The organism is Pseudomonas azotoformans (genome assembly GCF_900103345.1).
Lineage (GTDB): Bacteria > Pseudomonadota > Gammaproteobacteria > Pseudomonadales > Pseudomonadaceae > Aquipseudomonas > Aquipseudomonas azotoformans.
In genome coordinates this window covers 5,155,617-5,175,397 of sequence record NZ_LT629702.1, presented here as the reverse complement: position 1 = coordinate 5,175,397, position 19,781 = coordinate 5,155,617, and the positions used below count along the sequence as shown (strand labels likewise).

The window sequence follows — 19,781 nt, the reverse complement described above, 5'->3', positions numbered from 1 at the left end:
CGGGCTTGCTCGCGAAGGGCGCGACTCGGTCTAAACCTTATTCCATGTCCTTGAGCCACTCCGAGCTCTTGAACCACTTGTCATGGATGCGATCGTAGGTGCCGTCGTTACGGATCTGGTGCAGGAAGTTGTTGATGAAGTTGATGCTGTCGTAGTCGCCCTTCTTCAAACCAAACGCCAAGGGTTCGAAGGTGAAGGGTTCTTCCAGGAACACCAGCTTGCCATTGCCGACTTTCTTCTCGGCAACCACGTTGTACGGTGCGTCATACACGAAGGCATCGGCCTTGCCGTTGACCACGTCCAGCACGCCTTCCTGCTCGTTGTCGTAGCCGTGGTACTTGGCCTTGGAGATCAGCTTCTTGGCGACCATCTCACCGGTGGTGCCCAGCTTGGAGGTCAGGCGGTATTTCTCGTCGTTCAGGTCTTTGTAGGACTTGATGGTGCCTTCCAGCTCCTTGCGAATCAGCAGGGTCTGCCCAACCACGATGAAGGGTTCGCTGAAATTCAGGCGCAGGTTGCGTTCCTGGGTCAGGGTCATGCCGCTGCCGATCATGTCGAACTTGCCGGTCAGGAAGGCCGGGATGATGCCGTCGTAGCCGGTGGAGACCAGCTCCAGCTTGACGCCCATGGACTTGGCCATGGCCTTGAGGATGTCGACTTCGAAACCGATGATTTCACCGCGTTTGTCTGTCATTTCGAACGGCATGTAGGTCGGGTCCATGCCGACCTTCAGCGTGCCGCGCTTGACTGCATCGTCGATCGCACCGGCCTGGGCCGCATTGGCCGCGACCAGCGCGGTGACGCCGAGCAGCAGCATCGAAAGATACTTTTTCATCATCAAGTCCCCTGAACCATTCTTATAAGGTCGGCGCGCAAAAGGGCTGCACCATTTCGGGGTGCGATCCTAACCCACTCGCCTGCCGTCACAAAGGTTTCACGGCTATTTGTTGTCGGCGTATGTCGGAAAAGCCCCACAACGCTGCAGCAAACCGCAGGGGTAGACACCTGCCCAGGCAGCTCGGGCAACGGCTTGATGTGTAAGCAGTTATGACTTTCAGTCGATTTCCACCAGCCAGTCGGTGTCTTTAAACCACTTGTCGTGCAAGCGATCATAGGTCCCGTCCTGCGCCACCTGATTGAGGAAATGGTTGATCCAGTTGAGGCTGTCGAAATCACCTTTTTTCAAGCCGAACGCCAGGGGCTCGAAGGTGAAGGGCTGTTCAAGTGCCAACAGCGCGTGGTTTTCCGGACGGCTCAGGGCGATCAGGTTGTAGGGGGCGTCATGAATAAAGGCGTCAGCCTTGCCCTGCACCACCTGGCGTACGCCTTCCTCTGGCGTGGCAAAACTGCTGAGTCGCGCCGCCCCCAGAAAGCGTCGGGCCGCTGACTCGCCGGTGGTACCTTCGGTGGCGGCAATTCGGTAGCCGGGGTCATCGAGGTCTTCGACACTGGTGACCTTGCCCGCAAGGCTTGGGTGTAACAACACCGACTGGCCAACGACGATGAACGAATCGCTGAAATTCAACTTGAGGTTACGTTCCTGGGTGACGGTCATACCGCTGCCGATCAGATCAAATTTCTTCGTCAAGAGCCCCGTAACCAGTTCGGTGTAGGGCACCGCGACCAACTCAAGTTCGACCCCGAGGGCTTGGCTCATGACCTTGAGCAGGTCGATTTCAAACCCGACGATGCGCCCCTGCTTATCGGTCATTTCGAAGGGCACGTAAGTGGGTGTGGTGCCGACTTTCAGCACGCCGCGCCGAACGGCGTCATCAATCGCGCCGGCCTGGGCCAGGCCCATGTGAATGAAAGCGACTGCGCCTATCAGCAGCGCCGAACAATACCGTTTGATCATGAATCCCCCGTGCCAAGTCAAATGCGGGGGCGATGCTAACGCAGCCACGCGCACGGCAATACGCCTCGAACGAGGGTCTTTTGTTTCGAAAAAACAAGGGGTTGGCACAAAGAAGGAAGAACCGGGAAACGCTGTAGGATCAGCGCTTGAAGCACCCCCGAGGTGAGCCCTCGGGGGTGCCTGAATCAGGCCGGTTGAGCCTGGGACGACAGTGGTTGCAGCGGCAGCAACGGTGCGTGCGGATCAGCCTTGATCGAGTCCCGCCAGGCGGCGAGCCACTCGGTATGACCTTCACTCCAGACCTGCTCATGCAGGCGCGCCAGGGCGACCGGGTCACTGAGCAGGGCCAGGCGTTCGCCGTTGTTGAGGCCGGCAGGGCCGACTTTCAGCGCGTGGCGCACACGTTCGGTACGCAGGTACTCGATCGGCTCGGCCTGGGCGTGACGCGAGGTTGCCAGGGCGCAAGCCAAAGCGTTCTGCTGCGGGTCGACCACCGAACGCACGAAGCCGTCATTCAGCGCGTGCCAACGGTTTTCGTGGGTGTACTTGTCTGTAGACAGCAGCGCTTGCGGCGGATTGTATTCCTCGGGGATCAGGAACAGGCTCTCGTCACGAGACTTGAGGCCCAGCCCGACACGGCTGGAAATCACCGACACCGGGATCGACAGCATTAGCGAACCGACGATAGGCACCAGCCACCACAGGAAGCTCGGGTTCAACCACACCACCAACAGCGCCCACAGGAAGCCCAGCACGGTTTGCGGACCGTGGCGCTTGACGGCCTCGCTCCACGGGGTGGAGTCATCGTCACGCTGCGGTGAGTTCCAGGTCGCGGCCCAGCCGAGGAACGCGGCGAGGACGAAGCGGGTGTGAAAGATCATCCGCACCGGCGCCAGCAGCATGGAAAACAGCATCTCCAGCAGCATCGACAGGGTCACCTTGAACTTGCCACCGAACTCTTTCGCGCCCTTGGCCCAGATCAGGATGATGCTCAACAGTTTCGGCAGGAACAGCAGCACGATGGTGGTGGAGAACAGCGCCACCGCCTTGTCCGGATGCCATTGCGGCCACAGCGGGTACAACTGGCGGGGTGCCATGAAGTACTGCGGTTCCATCAGGGTGTTCACCGCCAGCAAGGCCGTGGACAGCACCAGGAACAGGAACCACAACGGCGCCGACAGGTAGGACATTACACCGGTCAGGAACACCGCACGGTGCACCGGGTGCATGCCTTTGACCAGGAACAGGCGGAAGTTCATCAGGTTACCGTGGCACCAGCGACGGTCACGCTTGAGTTCATCCAGCAGGTTCGGCGGCAGCTCTTCATAGCTGCCCGGCAGGTCGTAGGCGATCCACACGCCCCAGCCGGCACGGCGCATCAGCGCGGCTTCAACGAAGTCATGGGACAGGATGGAACCGGCGAACGCGCCTTTACCCGGCAAGGGCGCCAGGGCGCAATGCTCGATGAACGGCTTCATGCGGATGATCGCGTTGTGACCCCAGTAGTGGGATTCACCCAGCTGCCAGAAGTGCAGGCCGGCGGTGAACAGCGGGCCGTACACACGAGTAGCGAACTGCTGCATGCGCGCATACAGGGTGTCCATGCCCGACGCACGTGGCGCAGTCTGGATAATCCCCGCATCCGGCGTGGCTTCCATCAGGCGCACCAGGCTGGTCAGGCATTCGCCGCTCATCACGCTGTCGGCGTCGAGTACGACCATGTATTTATAGTCACCGCCCCAGCGACGGCAGAAGTCGTCGAGGTTGCCGCTCTTACGCTTCACGCGACGGCGGCGACGACGATAGAAGATCTTGCCGAAACCACCGGCTTCGCGGCACACATCAAGCCAGGCTTGCTGTTCGGCGATGCAGATGTCGGCCTCGTTGCTGTCGCTGAGCACGAAGAAGTCGAAGCGATCCAGGTCCCCGGTGGCGGCGACCGACTCGAACGTCGCACGCAAACCGGCAAACACCCGGGGCACGTCTTCGTTGCAGATCGGCATCACCAGCGCGGTGCGGGCGTCTTTCGGGATCGGCTCGTCGCCGGCGCTTTTACCGGAGATGCGGTATTTATCGTGACCTGTGAGCAACTCCAGGAAGCCCATCAACGCGGTCCAGAAACCGGCCGATACCCAGCAGAACAAGATCCCGAACATGATCAGGATGCTGGTTTGCAGGGCGTACGGCAGTACCTGGGTCGCGGTTTGCAGCAGGGTCTGGTTGCGGATCTCGTCGAAGTCGACCAGCGACCAGCCCTGGTACGGCATGATGCCTTTCATGTACCAACCGGCCACGAGGGTCTGGCCGATCATCAGCACCAGCAGGATGTAGCGGCGAATCGAACCGACGGTACGCCAGCGGGCAGCCGGCAATACGCGCTCATCTTTCGGCGGGGCCGGCGGGTTGCTGCGCCCGGTAATGCGGCGCCAGCCGCGCACCAGGATATTGGTGCGCCACGGCTCCGGCACCACGCGGGTGCGACGGATCGGCGGCGTGGCCTTGAGGCACACGCGGCCCTCGGCGTCGAGGGCCAGCATTTCGGCGTCCTGCAGCTCTTCGGCGGTGCTGAGGGTCAACCGCGTGCCAACCGACGCCTGGGCGGCATCGATGGGCGCGTCGAAGGTCTTCGACGACAAGCGCTCGTGCAGCTCGCTGAAGGACGTGCAGCCCGCCAGTTCGGCGCGCTGCTCAGCGGTCATCGGTAGATGCGCCAGGTACTCGGACAGAGTCTCCGGCTGGATTTGAGAATTACTCATCGGCAGGCAACTGATAGCTCCAGGTTTCGGTCAGGACTTGTTCGGTCTTGATCGGCTCCGGCGTGGCTGGGGCAGCTTCTGGCTGCTTGGCTTCCTTGTCTTTCGCGTCTTTCTTGGCCTGTTTCTCGTGTTGCTTGGCCAGCACCTTGTCAGCCTTGAGCACGTGGCTCGTGTCCTGCTCAGGGGCCGGAGGCGGAACATCCTGCACCAGCGCCGCACGCATTTCGGTCGGCTTGCCTGCGTCCTTGATCTTCATGCGCAGGGTCAGGCGCCAGCCTTTGGTGTGCTCGTTGTAGCGCACGCTGTTTTCAACCAGTTCGGCGTTGTCGCTGACACTCACCTGGCTGCGAACCGCGGCATCCGATGGCAGGGCCTTGAGGGACGGGCCCTCGAAGTCAACCAGGTACGCCACGCTGCCATCCGGCTGGCGGATCAGGTTGGATTGCTTCACGTCACCGGTGGAACGCAGGGTCTGCTTGACCCAGGCGCTGTCGGCCGGGTGCAGGGATTTTTCGTCCATGGTCCAGTGCAGGCGGTAGGAAACGTCCAGTGGCTGGCCCACTTCCGGCAGTTTTTCCGGGCTCCAGAACGCAACGATGTTGTCGTTGGTTTCATCGGCAGTCGGAATCTCTACCAGGTTGACGGTGCCTTTGCCCCAGTCGCCCTCAGGCTCGATCCAGGCGCTTGGGCGCTTGTCGTAGTTGTCGTCGAGGTCTTCGTAGTGGCTGAAGTCGCGGCCGCGTTGCAGCAGGCCGAAACCACGCGGGTTCTCGACGGTAAAGTTGCTGACCGACAGGTGTTTAGGGTTGTTCAGGGGGCGCCAGATCCACTCGCCGTTGCCGGCATGGATCGACAGGCCGCTGGAATCGTGCAGCTCACGGCGGTAGTTCAGCACCTTGGACGGCTGGTTCGCGCCGAACAGGTACATGCTGGTCAACGGGGCAACACCCAGTTTGCTGACCTTGTCGCGCAGGAACATCTGGGATTTCACGTCGACAATGGTGTCGGTGCCCGGACGCAGGATCAGGCGGTAAGCACCGGTAGCGCGCGGCGAGTCCAGCAGGGCAAAGATCACCAGTTGTTTCTCACCCGGCTTTGGACGCTCGATCCAGAACTCGGTGAAACGCGGGAATTCTTCGCCGGACGGCAGTGCTGTGTCGATTGCCATGCCACGGGCGGACAAGCCATATGCCTGGCCCTTGCCGACCACGCGGAAGTAGCTCGCGCCCAGCATGGTCATGATTTCGTCTTGCTTGTCGGCCTTGTTGATCGGGTACAGCACACGGAAGCCGGCATAGCCCAGCTGTTCGGTGGCTTTGGGATCAAACTTCACGTCGCCGAAATCGAAGCGCGTCGGGTCGTACTTGATTTCCTGCACGCTGTCGGCAGTGACTTCGTTGATTTTCACCGGTGTATCGAAGTGCATACCCTGGTGATAGAAGGACAGCTTGAACGGGGTGTTCTGATCGGCCCACTCGGCTTTTTCGTTGCGGAAACGAATCTTCTGGTAGTCCGCGAATTTCATTTCGCGGAATTCGTTCGGCAGATTGCTGCGCGGAGCTTCGTATTTCTGCCCGGCCAACTCTTTAGCCTTGGCCGACACATCATCCAGACTGAATGCCCACAGTTGACCCGCGCCGAACAGGCAAAACAGGGCGGAGCCCGTCACCAGTGCGTTTCGTAACCGTTTGGCAGACAATTTTGGTGCATTACAGGGACTAACAATCACGAGCAACCCTCGCCGAAAACAGATCAAAAAACCAACGGCCAGCTATCTATATGCCAGGTTGGCGAGCATTGTTCCGACTCCCCTGGGGCAAAATGATTCCCCATTGGCGATCGGACAAGTCTCTACCTAAGTCAAAAATGGACCAAACAACGCTGATCCCCGTAGCGCGCGATTATCTAGTAGCCCGCGAGACAACGCATCAGGGACAACGAAGTATTTGTAGCGAAACCCTGCGTTTTTAGGCATTAAAAGTCGTTTTTAATACATTCACGTCTGCAAGAGGAAGGTCACAGGGCCATCATTGACCAAATGCACCTGCATATCCGCGCCAAAACGCCCCGACGCCACCTTGCCATGCAATTGTTGCGCTTGTAACAGCAAGTGATCAAAAAGCGCCGCTCCCAGGGCCGGCGGGGCCGCTGTGGAGAAGCTCGGCCGCAGCCCGCTCTTGGTGTCCGCTGCCAGGGTGAACTGCGACACCAGCAACAAACCGCCGTCGATATCCTTCAACGACAGGTTCATCTTGCCTTCGTCATCGCTGAACACCCGGTAGTTCAGCAGCTTGTGCAGCAGTTTATCGGCACTTTCCGGCGTATCCGCAGGCTCGACGGCCACCAATACCAGCAAACCCTGGTCGATGGCGCCGACGATTTCGCCCGCCACCTCGACCCGGGCGCCGCGCACCCGTTGCAACAGGCCCTTCATGCTTCTTCAGGCGGCAGATCGAGCAAGCGACGTGCCATTTCGCTGGTCGCACGTACCAAGGCATCGGTGATGCCGGGTTCGGACGCCGCATGGCCGGCTTCGCGAATCACCTGCAGCTCACTGTTGGGCCACGCCTGGTGCAACGCCCAGGCGTTATCCAATGGGCAGATCATATCGTAGCGCCCGTGGATGATTACGCCAGGTAGATGGGCGATCTTGTGCATATCGCGGATCAGCTGGTTGGGCTCCAGGAACGAGTTGTTGGTGAAGTAGTGGCACTCGATTCGCGCGATGGACAGGGCGCGTTGCGGCTCGGAAAAACGCTCCACGTGCGCCGGGCTCGGGCACAGGCCCAGCATGCGCCCTTCCCAGCCCGACCAAGCCTTGGCCGCGTGCATCTGGGCGATCTGATCGTTGCCGGTAAGGCGCTTGTGGTAGGCCGCGATCATGTCGTGGCGCTCTTCCACCGGGATCGGCGCGATGTAGTCCTGCCAGTAATCCGGGAACAGGCGGCTCGCGCCCTCCTGGTAGAACCAATGAATGTCCTGCGGCCGTGCCAGGAAAATGCCGCGCACGATCAGGCCATGCACGCGCTCCGGGTGGGTTTGCGCGTAGGCGAGGGACAGGGTCGAGCCCCAGGAACCGCCGAACAACACCCATTTGTCGATGCCCAGGTGCTCGCGGATACGCTCAAGGTCGGCGACCAGGTCCCAGGTGGTGTTGTTTTCCAGGCTGGCGCGCGGGGTGGAGCGCCCGCAGCCGCGCTGGTCGAAGGTGACGATGCGGTACAGGTTGGGATCGAAATAGCAGCGGCTCTGCGCATCACAACCGGAACCAGGGCCACCATGGATGAATACGACGGGCAAGCCTTCGGGGGAGCCACTTTCATCGACGTACAGCGTGTGGATGTCATCGACTGCCAGATCGTGCCGGGCGTAGGGTTTGATCTGCGGGTACCAAGTCTGCATTGCGCGCTCCGTAAGGGGTCGGGTTCATCCCTGGGGGGACGTCTTTTATTTTGCCGTCTGGCACTATAAACCCGAATTGTGCAATGAGCATGTCCTAGAGCGCTTAGACCTGTGTCAGCCCTTCGCTCCCCAGGTAATCCAGCAGGAAATCGTAGAGGCGGTCCACCTCCGGCACGTGCCGCCGCGCCCGCAAACAGCCGTGCACCAGGCCTTTGCCGGGATACAGCACGCTGCTCACACCCGCCGCTTGCAGGCGCTCGGCGTAAAGCATGCCGTCATCGCGCAGCGGGTCGAATTGGGCCACGGCAATGCATGCCTTGGGCAAACCGCTGAAGTCGTTGGCCAGCAGCGGCATGGCATAAGGCGTGGGCTTGCCGCTGCCCTGCAGGTACAGCGCCAGGTAACTGTCAGTGTCGGCGCTGCTAAGCAAGGGCGCATCCGCGCAGTCAAGTCGCGACGGCAGGTCAGGTGGGCCGCCCAGCCCCGGGTAAATCAGCACCTGGGCCACCGGCAGTGGCTGCCGGTCGTCACGCAACCCCAGGCACAACGCCGCTGCCAGATTGCCGCCCGCGCTGTCGCCGATCACCAACAGGCGTTGCAGGTTGATAGCATGCGGCCCCTGCCCCGCCTGGATCGCCTGCCACACGGCGCGGCAATCCTCATAGGCAGCGGGGAACGGATGCTCCGGCGCCAGCCGGTAGTCGACGGCGATCACCAGTACGCGCAAGGCGCTGGCCAGTTCGAAGCAGATGAAGTCGTGGGAATCCAGCCCGCCGACCACCCAACCCCCGCCGTGCATATAAAGGAGGCACGGCCAGCCATCCGAGGGCATGGGGGCAGTGGGCAGATAACTGCGCACCCCCACGCCAGCCAGGGAAAAATCCGTCATCGCCAGTCCGTCGAGCACCGGCGGGGTAAACGCCTGGCACATGCGGTCGTAGCCGTGGCGCAACCCAGCCAGCGACGTGTCGTCGCTGGTGAACGACTCGGTCTTCGCTACGAACGCTGCCAGTTCAGGCGAAATCGGGTATGGGTTCATTTAAGGCTCGCCTGCACCGCCGCTACACCATCGCCGCCATCAAACGCCTTTACCCCAGTCAACCAGCGCTGCAAATCCTCGGGGTGATCACGCAGCCATTGCCTGGCCACATCCTGCGGCGACTGGCGCTCCATGATCGGTACCATCAACTGGCTTTCCTGGGCGGCGGTTAAGGTAAGGTTCTCCAACAGGCGGTTGGCGTTGGGGCAGCGCTCGGCAAAGTCCGGCGCGGTAACGGTGGAGACCGTGGCGCGGCCTTCGTCGGGGCCGAACACGTCTTCGCTGCCGGTGAGGTAGGCCATTTTCATGTTGATGTTCATCGGGTGCGGGGTCCAGCCGACGAACACCACGAACTCCTTGCGGTTCACCGCGCGCTGCACGGCGGCGAGCATGCCCGCTTCACCCGAGGCCACCAGCTTGAAGCCGCCCAGGCCGAAGCGGTTGGTGTCGATCATTTTCTGGATATCGGTGTTCGCGCCGCTGCCCGGTTCGATGCCATAGATCTTGCCGCCCAGTTTGTCCTTAAAGCGGGCGATGTCGGCAAAGGTCTTCAAGCCCGCGTCGGCCACATATTGCGGCACGGCCAGGGTGGCCTGGGCGTCGGCGAGGCTCGGGGTGTCGAAGACCTTGACCTGCCTGGCCGCCAGGAACGGCGCGATGTTGTTGTCCATTGCCGGCTTCCAGTAGCCGAGGAAGATGTCCAGGCGCTTGTCACGGATGCCGGCGAAGATGATCTGCTGCACCGCGCTGGTCTGTTTGCTGTCGTAGCCCAGGCCATTGAGCAGCACGTCGGCCATGCCGGAGGTGGCGATCACATCGGTCCAGCTGACCACGCCCATGCGGATGCTTTTGCAGGAGGCCGGTTCGGCGGCCATGGCGTGTGCACTGAGCAGTGCGACACAGGTGAGGGGCAACAACAGTTTTTTCATGGATGAGCGCTCACTCGGCTGTTTTTATTCAACAACCTTACGCAGTGAGAATGCAGTCAACACGAACTGTGGCGACCGGCAGTTGCACTGAGGCGACGGTGAGACCGCCATCGGGGGCAAGCCCCCTCCCACATTTGACTGGGTTACAAATCAAAAGGTGGGAGGGGGCTTGCCCCCGATAGCTATTCCAGCAGCGCCGCAATTCACCGATAGCGCGCTTGCCCCCAGGCCAATAGCCCTTCCAGCAACTGCTTCAACACCACCCGCGTCGGCTCGGCCAAATCAGGGCGATAGCGGAACGGCTCGACCTCTTCCATATAAGTGCTCTGGCACAACTCCAACTGCACCGCGTGGATATCCTGTGCCGGATCGCCGTAGTGCCGGGTGATATGGCCGCCCTTGAAGCGCCCATTGAGTACATGGGTGTACTGCGGATGCTTGGCGCAGATGGCTTCCAGCTGGCTGGCCAATTCGAGATCACACGCGGCGCCATTGAAAGTGCCAAGGTTGAAGTCCGGCAGCTTGCCGTCGAACAGGTGCGGGATCACCGAGCGGATTGAGTGTGCATCGAACAGCAAGGCGTAGCCGAACTCGGCCTTGAGGCGCGCCAGTTCTTCTTGCAGGGCACGGTGGTACGGCCCCCAGATTTTCTGCAGATAGCTGACGCGCTCCTCCGGGGAAGGCTCCAACCCTGCGCGGAACAACGGCACGCCGTCGAACAGCGTCGCCGGGTACAGCCCGGTAGTAGCACCGGTGTACAACGGCTTGTCGTCGGACGGCCGGTTCAGGTCGATGACAAACCGCGAGTATTCGGCGGCCAGGGTGCTGGCGCCCAGCTCTTCGGCGAAGTCATACAGCGCAGGAATGTGCCAATCGGTATCCGGCAGGCTTTGCGCCTCGGGGATCAACCCGGCTTCGACCGCAGGCGTCAGGCGCAGGCCGGCATGGGGCATGCTGATCAGCAGCGGCACACGACCTTGTTTGAAGTTCAGAACCTTATCCACAAGCAGTACTCCTCACACAGTGACGTCGACGCCATGGCGCACGACGCGTTTATCCAGCTCGCCACCCAGCCAGTAAGCCAGGTCGGCGGGACGATCGATTTGCCAGGCGACAAAGTCCGCTACCTTCCCTGCTTCCAGGGTGCCATGGGTATCGCCCATGCCCAGCGCGGTCGCCGCGTGGGTGGTGGCACCGGCCAGGGCTTCTTCCGGGGTCATGCGGAACAGGGTGCAGGCCATGTTCAGCATCAAGCGCACCGACAGCGCCGGCGAGGTGCCAGGGTTGAGGTCGCTGGCGATGGCAATTTTCACGCCGTGCTTGCGCAGGGCCTCCATCGGCGGCAATTGGGTTTCGCGTAGGAAGTAGAAGGCGCCCGGCAGCAACACCGCGACGGTGCCGGAAGCGGCCATGGCGATAGCATCTTCTTCGGTCATGAATTCCAGGTGGTCCGCCGACAAGGCCTGGTAACGCGCGGCCAGGCTGGAACCGTGCAACGAAGAGAGCTGCTCGGCGTGCAGCTTCACCGGCAGGCCGAGTTGCTGGGCAACTTTGAACACGCGCTCCACCTGTTCGGTGGAGAACGCCAGGTGCTCACAGAACGCATCCACCGCGTCCACCAGCCCTTCCGCCGCCAGGGCCGGCAGCATGTCGGCGCAGATGTGCTCGATGTAGTCGTCGGCGCGGTCCTTGTACTCCGGCGGCAACGCATGGGCCGCCAGGCACGTGGCGCGCACGCTGACCGGCAGCGCTTCACCGAGGCGACGGGCCACACGCAGCATCTTGCGTTCGTTGGCCAGGTCCAGGCCGTAGCCGGACTTGATCTCCACGGTGGTGACGCCGTCCCGCAGCAGACTGCGCAGGCGTTTTTCAGCACTGGCAAACAGCTCATCTTCGGTTGCGGCGCGAGTGGCGCGCACGGTGCTGGCAATACCGCCGCCCTTGGCCGCGATCTCGGCGTAGCTGACGCCTTCGAGGCGTTGCTCGAATTCGCCGCTGCGGTTACCGCCGAACACCGTGTGGGTATGGCAGTCGATCAGCCCGGGGGTGACCCACGCGCCGTGCAGGTCATGCACCTGGGCGTAATCCGCCGTGGGTGCCTGGCTGCGGGGGCCGATCCACTCGATGAGCGAACCCGCGGTGACCATGGCGGCATCCTCGATGATCGAGTACTTGCCCTGGGCCATGGTTGCGACGTGGCAGTGTTGCCAAAGCGTTTTCATCAACGCCTCCCTAGATTAACGATGAGACAAAGCCGGGTCGTAATGGACCTTGGCCGCTTGCCCGGCAGCGGGTTTGACCCACAGCAGGTAGGCCACCACCAACAGCACGATCCATACGGCACCGACCAGCAAGGCAGCCTGGGTGTCCGGGAAGTAACCCAGCACACCAAACACGAACAGCATGAATACGATGGCGGCCGCCGGCGCATAGGGCCAGAACGGCACCGGGAATTTCAATTCGGCGACCTGCTCCTTGGTCATTGAGCGGCGCATGGCGACCTGGGTGAACAGGATCATCAGCCACACCCAAACGGTGGCGAAGGTGGCAATCGAGGCGATCAGCAGGAATACGTTTTCCGGGATCAGGTAGTTGAGCACCACGCCACCCAGCAAGGCTGCGCCCATCACCACCACGGTCATCCACGGTACGCCGTGTTTCGACAGTTGCGCAAAGCCCTTGGGCGCCTGCCCCTGTTGGGCCAGGCCGTACATCATGCGGCCGGCGCCGAAGATGTCGCTGTTGATGGCCGAGACGGCCGCCGAGATCACCACGATATTGAGGATGGTCGCCGCCGAACCGATGCCCAGGTTGCTGAAGATCTGCACGAACGGGCTGCCCTGGCTGCCAATCTGCGGCCATGGGTAGATGGCCATCAGCACGAACAGGGTCAGCACGTAGAACAACAGGATACGCAGCGGCACCGCGTTGATCGCCTTGGGGATCACGCGCTGCGGGTCCTTGGCTTCGCCGGCGGTGATGCCGATGATTTCGATGCCGCCGAAGGCAAACATCACCACCGCAAACGAGGCGATCAGGCCGCCGATGCCATTGGGCATGAAGCCGCCGTGGGCCCACAGGTTGCTGAGGCCGCTGGCCTGGGTTTCACCGGCCGAATGAATGCCAAACAGCATGATGCCGAAGCCGCCGAGGATCATCGCCACGATGGCGCCGACCTTGAGCAGCGACAGCCAGAACTCCATTTCGCCAAACACTTTGACGTTGCACAGGTTCAGGCCGCCGATCAGAAACACGATGCCGAGCACCCAGACCCAACGCGCGACCTCGGGAAACCAGAAGCCCATGTAGATGCCGAAGGCGGTGACGTCGGCCAGACACACGATGATCATTTCAAACGCGTAGGTCCAGCCGAGGATAAACCCGGCCATGGGGCCCAGGTAGGTGCTGGCGTACTGGCCGAAGGAACCGGCGACCGGGTTGTGCACGGCCATTTCACCGAGGGCACGCATCACCATGAACACGGCGGCGCCGCCGATCAGGTAGGCCAGCAGCACAGCGGGGCCAGCCATCTGGATAGCCGAGGCGGAGCCATAGAACAACCCGGTACCGATCGCAGAACCGAGTGCCATGAAGCGAATATGTCGGGCGCTGAGCCCGCGTTTCAAACCTTTTTCTTGCTGGTGCATTTCTCGTCCTTAATTATTTTTATCCTGAGAAAAATCCGAATGGCTGCCGTGATGAATGCCTGCTTTTGTGGTGAGCGGGCTTGCCCCGCGTTGGGCTGCGCAGCAGCCCTTCTGCGGTCGTCGGGTTTGGGGCCGCTTCGCGCCCCAACGCGGGGCAAGCCCGCTCACCACAGGAAGCATGTCGTCCTATGGATCGGTTACAGGCTCGGCAGCAGCTTGGCCGGCACCAGCTCGTTCAGGCAGCGGCTGGCGAGCAGTTCGCTGGCGGCGTTGATGTCCGGCGCGAAGAAGCGGTCCTTGTCGTAGAACGCCACTTTGGCGCGCAGGATGCCACGCGCCTTTTCCAGCTTCGGCGAGGTTTTCAGGCCTTCGCGCAGGTCCAGGCCCTGGCACGCGGCCAGCCACTCGACCGCGAGAATCCCACGGGTGTTCTCAGCCATTTCCCACAGGCGTTTGCCCGCAGCCGGGGCCATCGACACGTGGTCTTCCTGGTTGGCGGAAGTCGGCAAGCTGTCGACGCTATGGGGATGGGCCAGCGCTTTGTTCTCGCTGGCGAGCGCGGCAGCGGTCACCTGGGCGATCATGAAACCGGAGTTCACACCGCCATTGCCCACCAGGAACGGCGGCAGTTGCGACATGTGCTTGTCCATCATCAGCGAAATGCGGCGCTCACTCAGCGAGCCGATCTCGGCGATGGCCAGCGCCATGTTGTCGGCCGCCATGGCCACCGGCTCGGCGTGGAAGTTGCCGCCGGAAATCACGTCGCCTTCAGCGGCAAACACCAGTGGGTTATCCGACACGGCATTGGCTTCGACCACCAATACTTCAGCGGCCTGGCGGAACTGGGTCAGGCAGGCACCCATAACTTGTGGCTGGCAGCGCAGCGAATACGGGTCTTGCACCTTGTCGCAGTTCTGGTGCGACTGGGACACCTGGCTGCTGTCGCCGAGCAGGTCACGGTAAGCCGCAGCAGAGTCAATCTGCCCACGCTGGCCGCGAGCAGCATGGATACGCGCATCGAATGGCGAACGCGAACCCAGCACCGCTTCCACAGTGAGGCCGCCGCAGGCCAAGGCGCCGGCGAACAGGTCTTCACCTTCGAACAGGCCACGCAGTGCATAAGCAGTCGACACCTGGGTGCCGTTGAGCAGCGCCAGGCCTTCTTTGGCGGCGAGGGTCAGCGGCGTGAGGCCGGCAACTTTCAGCGCTTCGGTCGCTTCCAGCCACTCGCCTTTGTAGCGTGCCTTGCCTTCACCCAGCAGCACCAGGGACATGTGCGCCAACGGCGCCAGGTCGCCGGAGGCACCGACCGAACCTTTCAGCGGAATATGCGGGTACACCTCGGCGTTGATCAGCGCGATCAGCGCGTCGATCACCTGCCGACGAATGCCGGAGAACCCACGGCTCAGGCTGTTGACCTTGAGGACCATGACCAGCCGCACCAGCGCATCGCTGATCGGCTCACCGACGCCAGCGGCGTGGGACAGCACCAGGGAACGCTGGAGGTTTTCCAGGTCTTCGCTGGCAATGCGGGTCGAGGCCAGCAGGCCGAAACCGGTGTTGATGCCGTAGGCGGTGCGGTTCTCGGCGAGAATCTGCTCCACGCAGGCCACACTGGCTTCGATCTGCGCCGTGGCGCTGTCATCCAGACTGAGGGTTACCGGCTGCTGGTAGATGGCTCGCAGTTGGGCAAGGCTCAGTTGGCCTGGAATCAGGTTTAGCGCAGTCACATTCATACTCCTTCTGAATTGTTCTTTTAAAAGTGCACATTCGGTAAATCGGTGTTTTTCAGCAGTTGAGCGGCGGCGGCAATGTCCGGCGCCAACCAACGGTCCTGTTCATAGGCCGGTACGACTTCGCGCAGCAGGCGCCAGGCACGGTCGGTGCCGGCGCCGAAACGTTGTTCCTTGAGAAACTCGAACGCCTGGGCCGCCAACAAGTACTCGATGGCGAGAATCTGAGTGACGTTGGCCAGCACCTGGTGCAGCTTGAGCGCCGCATTGGTGCCCATGCTCAGGTGGTCTTCCTGCAGGCCCGAGGTGACGAAGTTGTCGAGCACCGCCGGTTGCGCCAATTGGCGGTTTTGCCCGCACAGCGAGGCGGCGACGTACTGCACGATCATCATCCCGGAGTTGACCCCGGGGTTGCTGACCAGGAACGCCGGCAAGCCGCTGACGTGCGGGTTGATCAGGCGGTCCAGGCGACGTTCGGCCACCGCGCCGATTTCGGCCATGGCAATCGCCAGCATGTCCGCCGCCAACGCCACGGATTGTCCGTGGGGGTTGGCCTGGGACACTACGCGGTAATTGTCTGGCGTACCGAGTACCAGCGGGTTATCGGTGGTGCTGTTGAGTTCGGTCTCGATCTGGCGCGTGGCGTGCTCTACCTGGTCGCGAGCCGCGCCATGGATCTGCGGGATCGAGCGAATGCTTAACGCATCCTGTGTGCGAATGCCCTTGCTGCTGGCGATCACTTCGCTGCCATCAAGCAGGGCGCGCAGGTTGATACCCACTTGCTGCATGCCGGGGTGCGGCTTGAGGGCGATGATTTCTTCATCGAAGGCATCGATCTGACCACGCTGGGCTTCGAAGCTCATGGCGCCGATCACGTCGGCCCATTGCAGCAAGTGATGCGCGTCGGCCAGGGCCAGGCAGCTCAGGCCAGTCATGCACGGCGTGCCGTTGACCAGGCACAGGCCGTCCTTGGCGCCGAGCACCACCGGTTGCAGACCTTCCGCGTTCAATGCCTGTTGCGCCGGAACGATCCGACCTTGGTAACTCACATTGCCCACACCCAGCAGCGCCACGCCAACATGGGCCATATGGGTCAGGTAACCCACCGAGCCCTGGGATGGCACTTGCGGCGTGATGCCGTGGTTGAGCAGCGCCAGCAGCGAATGCACCACCTGCGGATGCAGGCCGGATTTGCCGTGGCTGTAGTTGATGATGGCGGCGCAGATGATTGCGCGGGTCTGCTCGTCGCTGAGCACCGGGCCGACGCCGCAGGCATGGCTGAGCAGCGTGTTGCGCGACAGTTGGCTGAGTTGCTCGCCCTTGAGCGACACATTGCACAGCGCGCCCAGGCCAGTGTTCACGCCATAGGCGCGCTCACCGCTGGTGACGATGCGCTGCACGATGGCCTGGGCATTGTCGATGCGCGCCCAGGCCTGGCCCGAGAGTTCGAGCACCGCGCCGTGGCGGGCGACGGCGACCACGTCCTGCCAGCGCAGTGGGGTGTCGGCGATGATGATTTTTGTTGCATGGGGCATCTTCATACCTTCTTCAATTCTTGTGCAGCTGATCGTTCCCACGCTCCGCGTGGGAATGCCGCCCTGGACGCTCTGCGTCCGCTCTTGGAACGCGGAGCGTCCCGGATGCGTTCCCACGCAGAGCGTGGGAACGATCAGTTACACTACCGCCGCCCGCCGCTGGACAAACCGGTCCACATACTCATCCGCCGGCGAATGCAGGATCTCCCGCGGCGTGCCGACCTGGATCAGCTTGCCGTCCTTGAGGATCGCAATACGGTTGCCAATGCGCACGGCTTCGTCGAGGTCGTGGGTGATGAACACGATGGTCTTGTGCAGGGTCTTTTGCAGTTCCAGCAACTGGTCCTGCATCTCGGCGCGAATCAGCGGGTCGAGGGCGCTGAAGGCTTCGTCCATCAGGATGATGTCGGTGTCGGCCGCCAAGGCGCGGGCCAGGCCGACACGCTGGCGCATGCCGCCGGAAAGCTGGTGCGGGTATTTGTTTTCGTAGCCCTTGAGGCCCACGGTTTCGATCCAGTGCAGGGCGCGTTCGGCGCACACCTGCTTGGTTTCGCCACGCACTTTCAGGCCGTAGGCGACGTTATCGAGCACGCTCTTGTGGGGCAGCAGGCCGAAGCTCTGGAACACCATGCTGATCTTGTGCCGACGGAATTGGCGCAGGGCTTCCATGTCCAGTTGCAGGATGTCTTCGCCGTCCACCAGGATCGCGCCGCTGGTGGGGTCGATCAGGCGGTTGAAGTGGCGCACCAGGGTGGACTTGCCGGAACCCGACAGGCCCATGATCACGAAGATCTCGCCAGTGCCGATGCTCAGGGACAGGTCGTTCACACCGACCACGCAGCCGGTCTCGGCCAGCACCTGGTCCTTGGTCTTGCCCTGGCCGATCAACGACAGCGCGTCCTTGGAGCGTGCGCCGAAAATCTTGAACACGTTTTTGACTTCGATTTTGCTGACAGTAGTCATTTGCTCGCCTCATGCCGTGGACGACCATAGGCCTGGGTAATGCGGTCGATGACCACTGCGAGAATCACGATCGCCAGGCCGGCCTCAAGGCCACGCCCAACGTTGAGGGTCTGGATGCCGACGAGGACGTCTTCACCCAAGCCACGGGCGCCGATCATCGAGGCGATCACCACCATCGACAGCGCCATCATGGTGGTCTGGTTGATACCGGCCATGATGCTCGGCAACGCCAGCGGCAGTTGCACGCCGAACAGTTGCTGCCAACGGTTGGCACCGAAGGCGTTGATGGCTTCCATGACTTCGCCGTCGACTTGGCGGATGCCAAGGTCTGTGAGGCGGATCAGCGGCGGCGCGGCGTAGATCACCGTGGCGAAAATCGCCGGGACCTTGCCCAGGCCGAACAGCATCAGCACCGGGATCAGGTACACGAAACTCGGCATGGTCTGCATGATGTCGAGCAGCGGCATCAACACCGAACGCAGGCGATTGCTACGCGCCGACAAGATGCCCAGCGGAATGCCGATCAGCACCGAGATCACGGTGGCGACCATCATCAAGGCCAGGGTCTGCATCAGCTTGTCCCACAGGCCAACCGCGCCCACCAGGAACAGCAGGCCGACGATCACCGCCGTGGTCACCACCTTGCGGGTAGCGTGCCAGGCGACGGCGCCGACAATGGCCAGCATCAGCCACCAGGGCGCTGCGCGCAGCAACCCTTCCAGGTTGACGATGGCCCATAGCAAGGTGTCGGAAATGTGCCGGAACACATCGCCGTAGTTGGTGACCAGTGAGTCCACCCAACCGTTGACCCAGTCGGCGATGGAAAACGTAAAACTCTCAGGAAACATATCGTGCTCTCGATCCAGTGGGTTGTGGCCAGGCGCCCGGCCAACCCCTCAGGGTAGCCGGGCACGCTTGACCTACAAGGCCGCGTCGATTTTCTTGGCTGCGTCGTCGCTCACCCAGGCGTGCCAGACTTCAGGATGTTCCTTGAGGAAAATTTTCGCCAGTTTTGGCGACTCAATTCGCTCCTTGGCCATGCGGCCCAGGTTCTGGTTCAGCAGGTCGATGGGCAGGTTGACCTTTTCCAGCACGGCCACCAATTCAGGGGCTTGTTCGTGGAAGGTCTTGGACAGGCCGACCTTGATGCTCACGCTTTTATCCACACCGGGTTTTTCTTCGAGCTTGACCAGGTCGACCTGGCCCATCAGCGGCGTGGGCGACCAGTAGTAGAACAGGATCGGCTCGCCACGCTTGTAGCTCGACAGCACCGCCGCATCCAGCGCCGGGCCGGTGCCTGGGCGGAAGTTGGTGTAGGTGCTTTCCAGGCCGTAGCTTTTCAGCATTTCGCTGTTATCCAGCTCGCAGGTCCAGCCGGCCGGGCAGTTGTAGAAGCGGCCCTTGGAGGGCTCTTCCTGGTCCTTGAACACCGAGGCGTACTTGGCCAGGTCGGCGATGTTTTTCAGGTCCGGGGCCTTGGGCTCCAGCTTGCGCTTGGCGTCGCCTTCGATCACATAGCGCGGCACGTACCAACCTTCGATTGCACCGACGACAGGGGCGCCGACGCCGACGACTTTGCCGGCCTTCTCGGCCTTGTTCCAGACTTCACTGCGGCCGACCCATTCTTCGGCGAACACTTGGATGTCGTTGCTGCTCAGGGCGTTTTCCATGGTGATGGAGTTGCCCGGCAGGCTGTCGGTTTTGCAGTCGTAGCCTTTTTCCAGCACGGTTTGCAGGATGTCGGTGAGCAACATGCCGCTCTCCCAGTTCAGGCCGGCGAACTTCACCGGCTTGCCGGATTCGCACCAACCGGCTGCCTGGGCGCCAGCGCTGGCCAGCAAGCCTGCAGAGAGCAAGGTAGCCATCAGGGTCTTATGCATTTTCATTGTTGTGACGCTCCCAATCTTGAAATGGATTACGGC

At 61.9% G+C, this 19,781-nt stretch carries 16 protein-coding genes; all 16 read right to left on the bottom strand.

Going from position 1 to position 19,781, the window contains the following annotated elements:
- Positions 1–37: 37 nt before the first annotated feature.
- Positions 38–835: a transporter substrate-binding domain-containing protein gene (locus BLR69_RS23515; RefSeq protein ID WP_058423699.1), complete on the bottom strand. Its 798-nt coding sequence runs from the start codon at positions 833–835 to the stop codon at positions 38–40.
- 219 nt (positions 836–1,054) lie between these two features.
- On the bottom strand, positions 1,055–1,855 hold the full coding sequence (locus BLR69_RS23510; RefSeq protein WP_071497078.1) for a transporter substrate-binding domain-containing protein: 801 nt from the start codon (positions 1,853–1,855) through the stop codon (positions 1,055–1,057).
- Positions 1,856–2,040: 185 nt separating this feature from the next.
- Positions 2,041–4,611, bottom strand: coding sequence for a glucans biosynthesis glucosyltransferase MdoH (gene mdoH, locus BLR69_RS23505; protein ID WP_071497077.1), 2,571 nt, complete (start codon positions 4,609–4,611; stop codon positions 2,041–2,043).
- Positions 4,604–6,340 (bottom strand): glucan biosynthesis protein G, encoded by a 1,737-nt coding sequence (locus BLR69_RS23500; protein WP_071497236.1) that lies wholly within the window; start codon positions 6,338–6,340, stop codon positions 4,604–4,606. Before BLR69_RS23500 ends, mdoH begins: the two co-directional genes overlap by 8 nt.
- A gap of 267 nt (positions 6,341–6,607) precedes the next feature.
- On the bottom strand, positions 6,608–7,045 hold the full coding sequence (dtd, locus tag BLR69_RS23495) for a D-aminoacyl-tRNA deacylase (RefSeq protein ID WP_016979155.1): 438 nt from the start codon (positions 7,043–7,045) through the stop codon (positions 6,608–6,610).
- Positions 7,042–8,013: a prolyl aminopeptidase gene (gene pip / locus BLR69_RS23490; RefSeq protein ID WP_071497076.1), complete on the bottom strand. Its 972-nt coding sequence runs from the start codon at positions 8,011–8,013 to the stop codon at positions 7,042–7,044. The genes dtd and pip overlap by 4 nt, the downstream gene beginning before the upstream one ends.
- Before the next feature lie 103 nt (positions 8,014–8,116).
- Complete coding sequence (locus BLR69_RS23485; RefSeq protein ID WP_071497075.1) at positions 8,117–9,052, bottom strand: alpha/beta hydrolase; 936 nt, start codon at positions 9,050–9,052, stop codon at positions 8,117–8,119.
- Complete coding sequence (locus BLR69_RS23480; RefSeq protein WP_071497074.1) at positions 9,049–9,981, bottom strand: choline ABC transporter substrate-binding protein; 933 nt, start codon at positions 9,979–9,981, stop codon at positions 9,049–9,051. The genes BLR69_RS23485 and BLR69_RS23480 overlap by 4 nt, the downstream gene beginning before the upstream one ends.
- A 203-nt stretch (positions 9,982–10,184) precedes the next feature.
- Positions 10,185–10,985 carry an N-formylglutamate deformylase gene (hutG, locus tag BLR69_RS23475; RefSeq protein ID WP_071497073.1) on the bottom strand — a complete coding sequence of 267 codons (801 nt, stop codon included), beginning with the start codon at positions 10,983–10,985 and terminating at the stop codon, positions 10,185–10,187.
- 12 nt (positions 10,986–10,997) lie between these two features.
- Positions 10,998–12,203, bottom strand: a complete 1,206-nt coding sequence (gene hutI, locus BLR69_RS23470) for an imidazolonepropionase (RefSeq protein WP_071497072.1) — start codon at positions 12,201–12,203, stop codon at positions 10,998–11,000.
- Between the two features lie 15 nt (positions 12,204–12,218).
- On the bottom strand, positions 12,219–13,628 hold the full coding sequence (locus BLR69_RS23465) for an amino acid permease (RefSeq protein ID WP_071497071.1): 1,410 nt from the start codon (positions 13,626–13,628) through the stop codon (positions 12,219–12,221).
- Between the two features lie 197 nt (positions 13,629–13,825).
- Positions 13,826–15,364: a histidine ammonia-lyase gene (gene hutH, locus BLR69_RS23460; protein WP_134434957.1), complete on the bottom strand. Its 1,539-nt coding sequence runs from the start codon at positions 15,362–15,364 to the stop codon at positions 13,826–13,828.
- Positions 15,365–15,384: 20 nt separating this feature from the next.
- Positions 15,385–16,896 (bottom strand): histidine ammonia-lyase, encoded by a 1,512-nt coding sequence (hutH, locus tag BLR69_RS23455; protein WP_071497234.1) that lies wholly within the window; start codon positions 16,894–16,896, stop codon positions 15,385–15,387.
- A gap of 138 nt (positions 16,897–17,034) precedes the next feature.
- Entirely contained in the window at positions 17,035–17,859 is an 825-nt protein-coding gene (locus tag BLR69_RS23450; protein ID WP_050572407.1) for a quaternary amine ABC transporter ATP-binding protein, read from the bottom strand.
- A complete protein-coding gene (locus BLR69_RS23445) occupies positions 17,856–18,707 on the bottom strand; it encodes an ABC transporter permease (RefSeq protein ID WP_012721776.1) in 852 nt (283 codons plus the stop codon). Before BLR69_RS23445 ends, BLR69_RS23450 begins: the two co-directional genes overlap by 4 nt.
- A 72-nt stretch (positions 18,708–18,779) precedes the next feature.
- Complete coding sequence (locus BLR69_RS23440; RefSeq protein ID WP_071492407.1) at positions 18,780–19,745, bottom strand: ABC transporter substrate-binding protein; 966 nt, start codon at positions 19,743–19,745, stop codon at positions 18,780–18,782.
- Positions 19,746–19,781 lie beyond the last annotated feature (36 nt).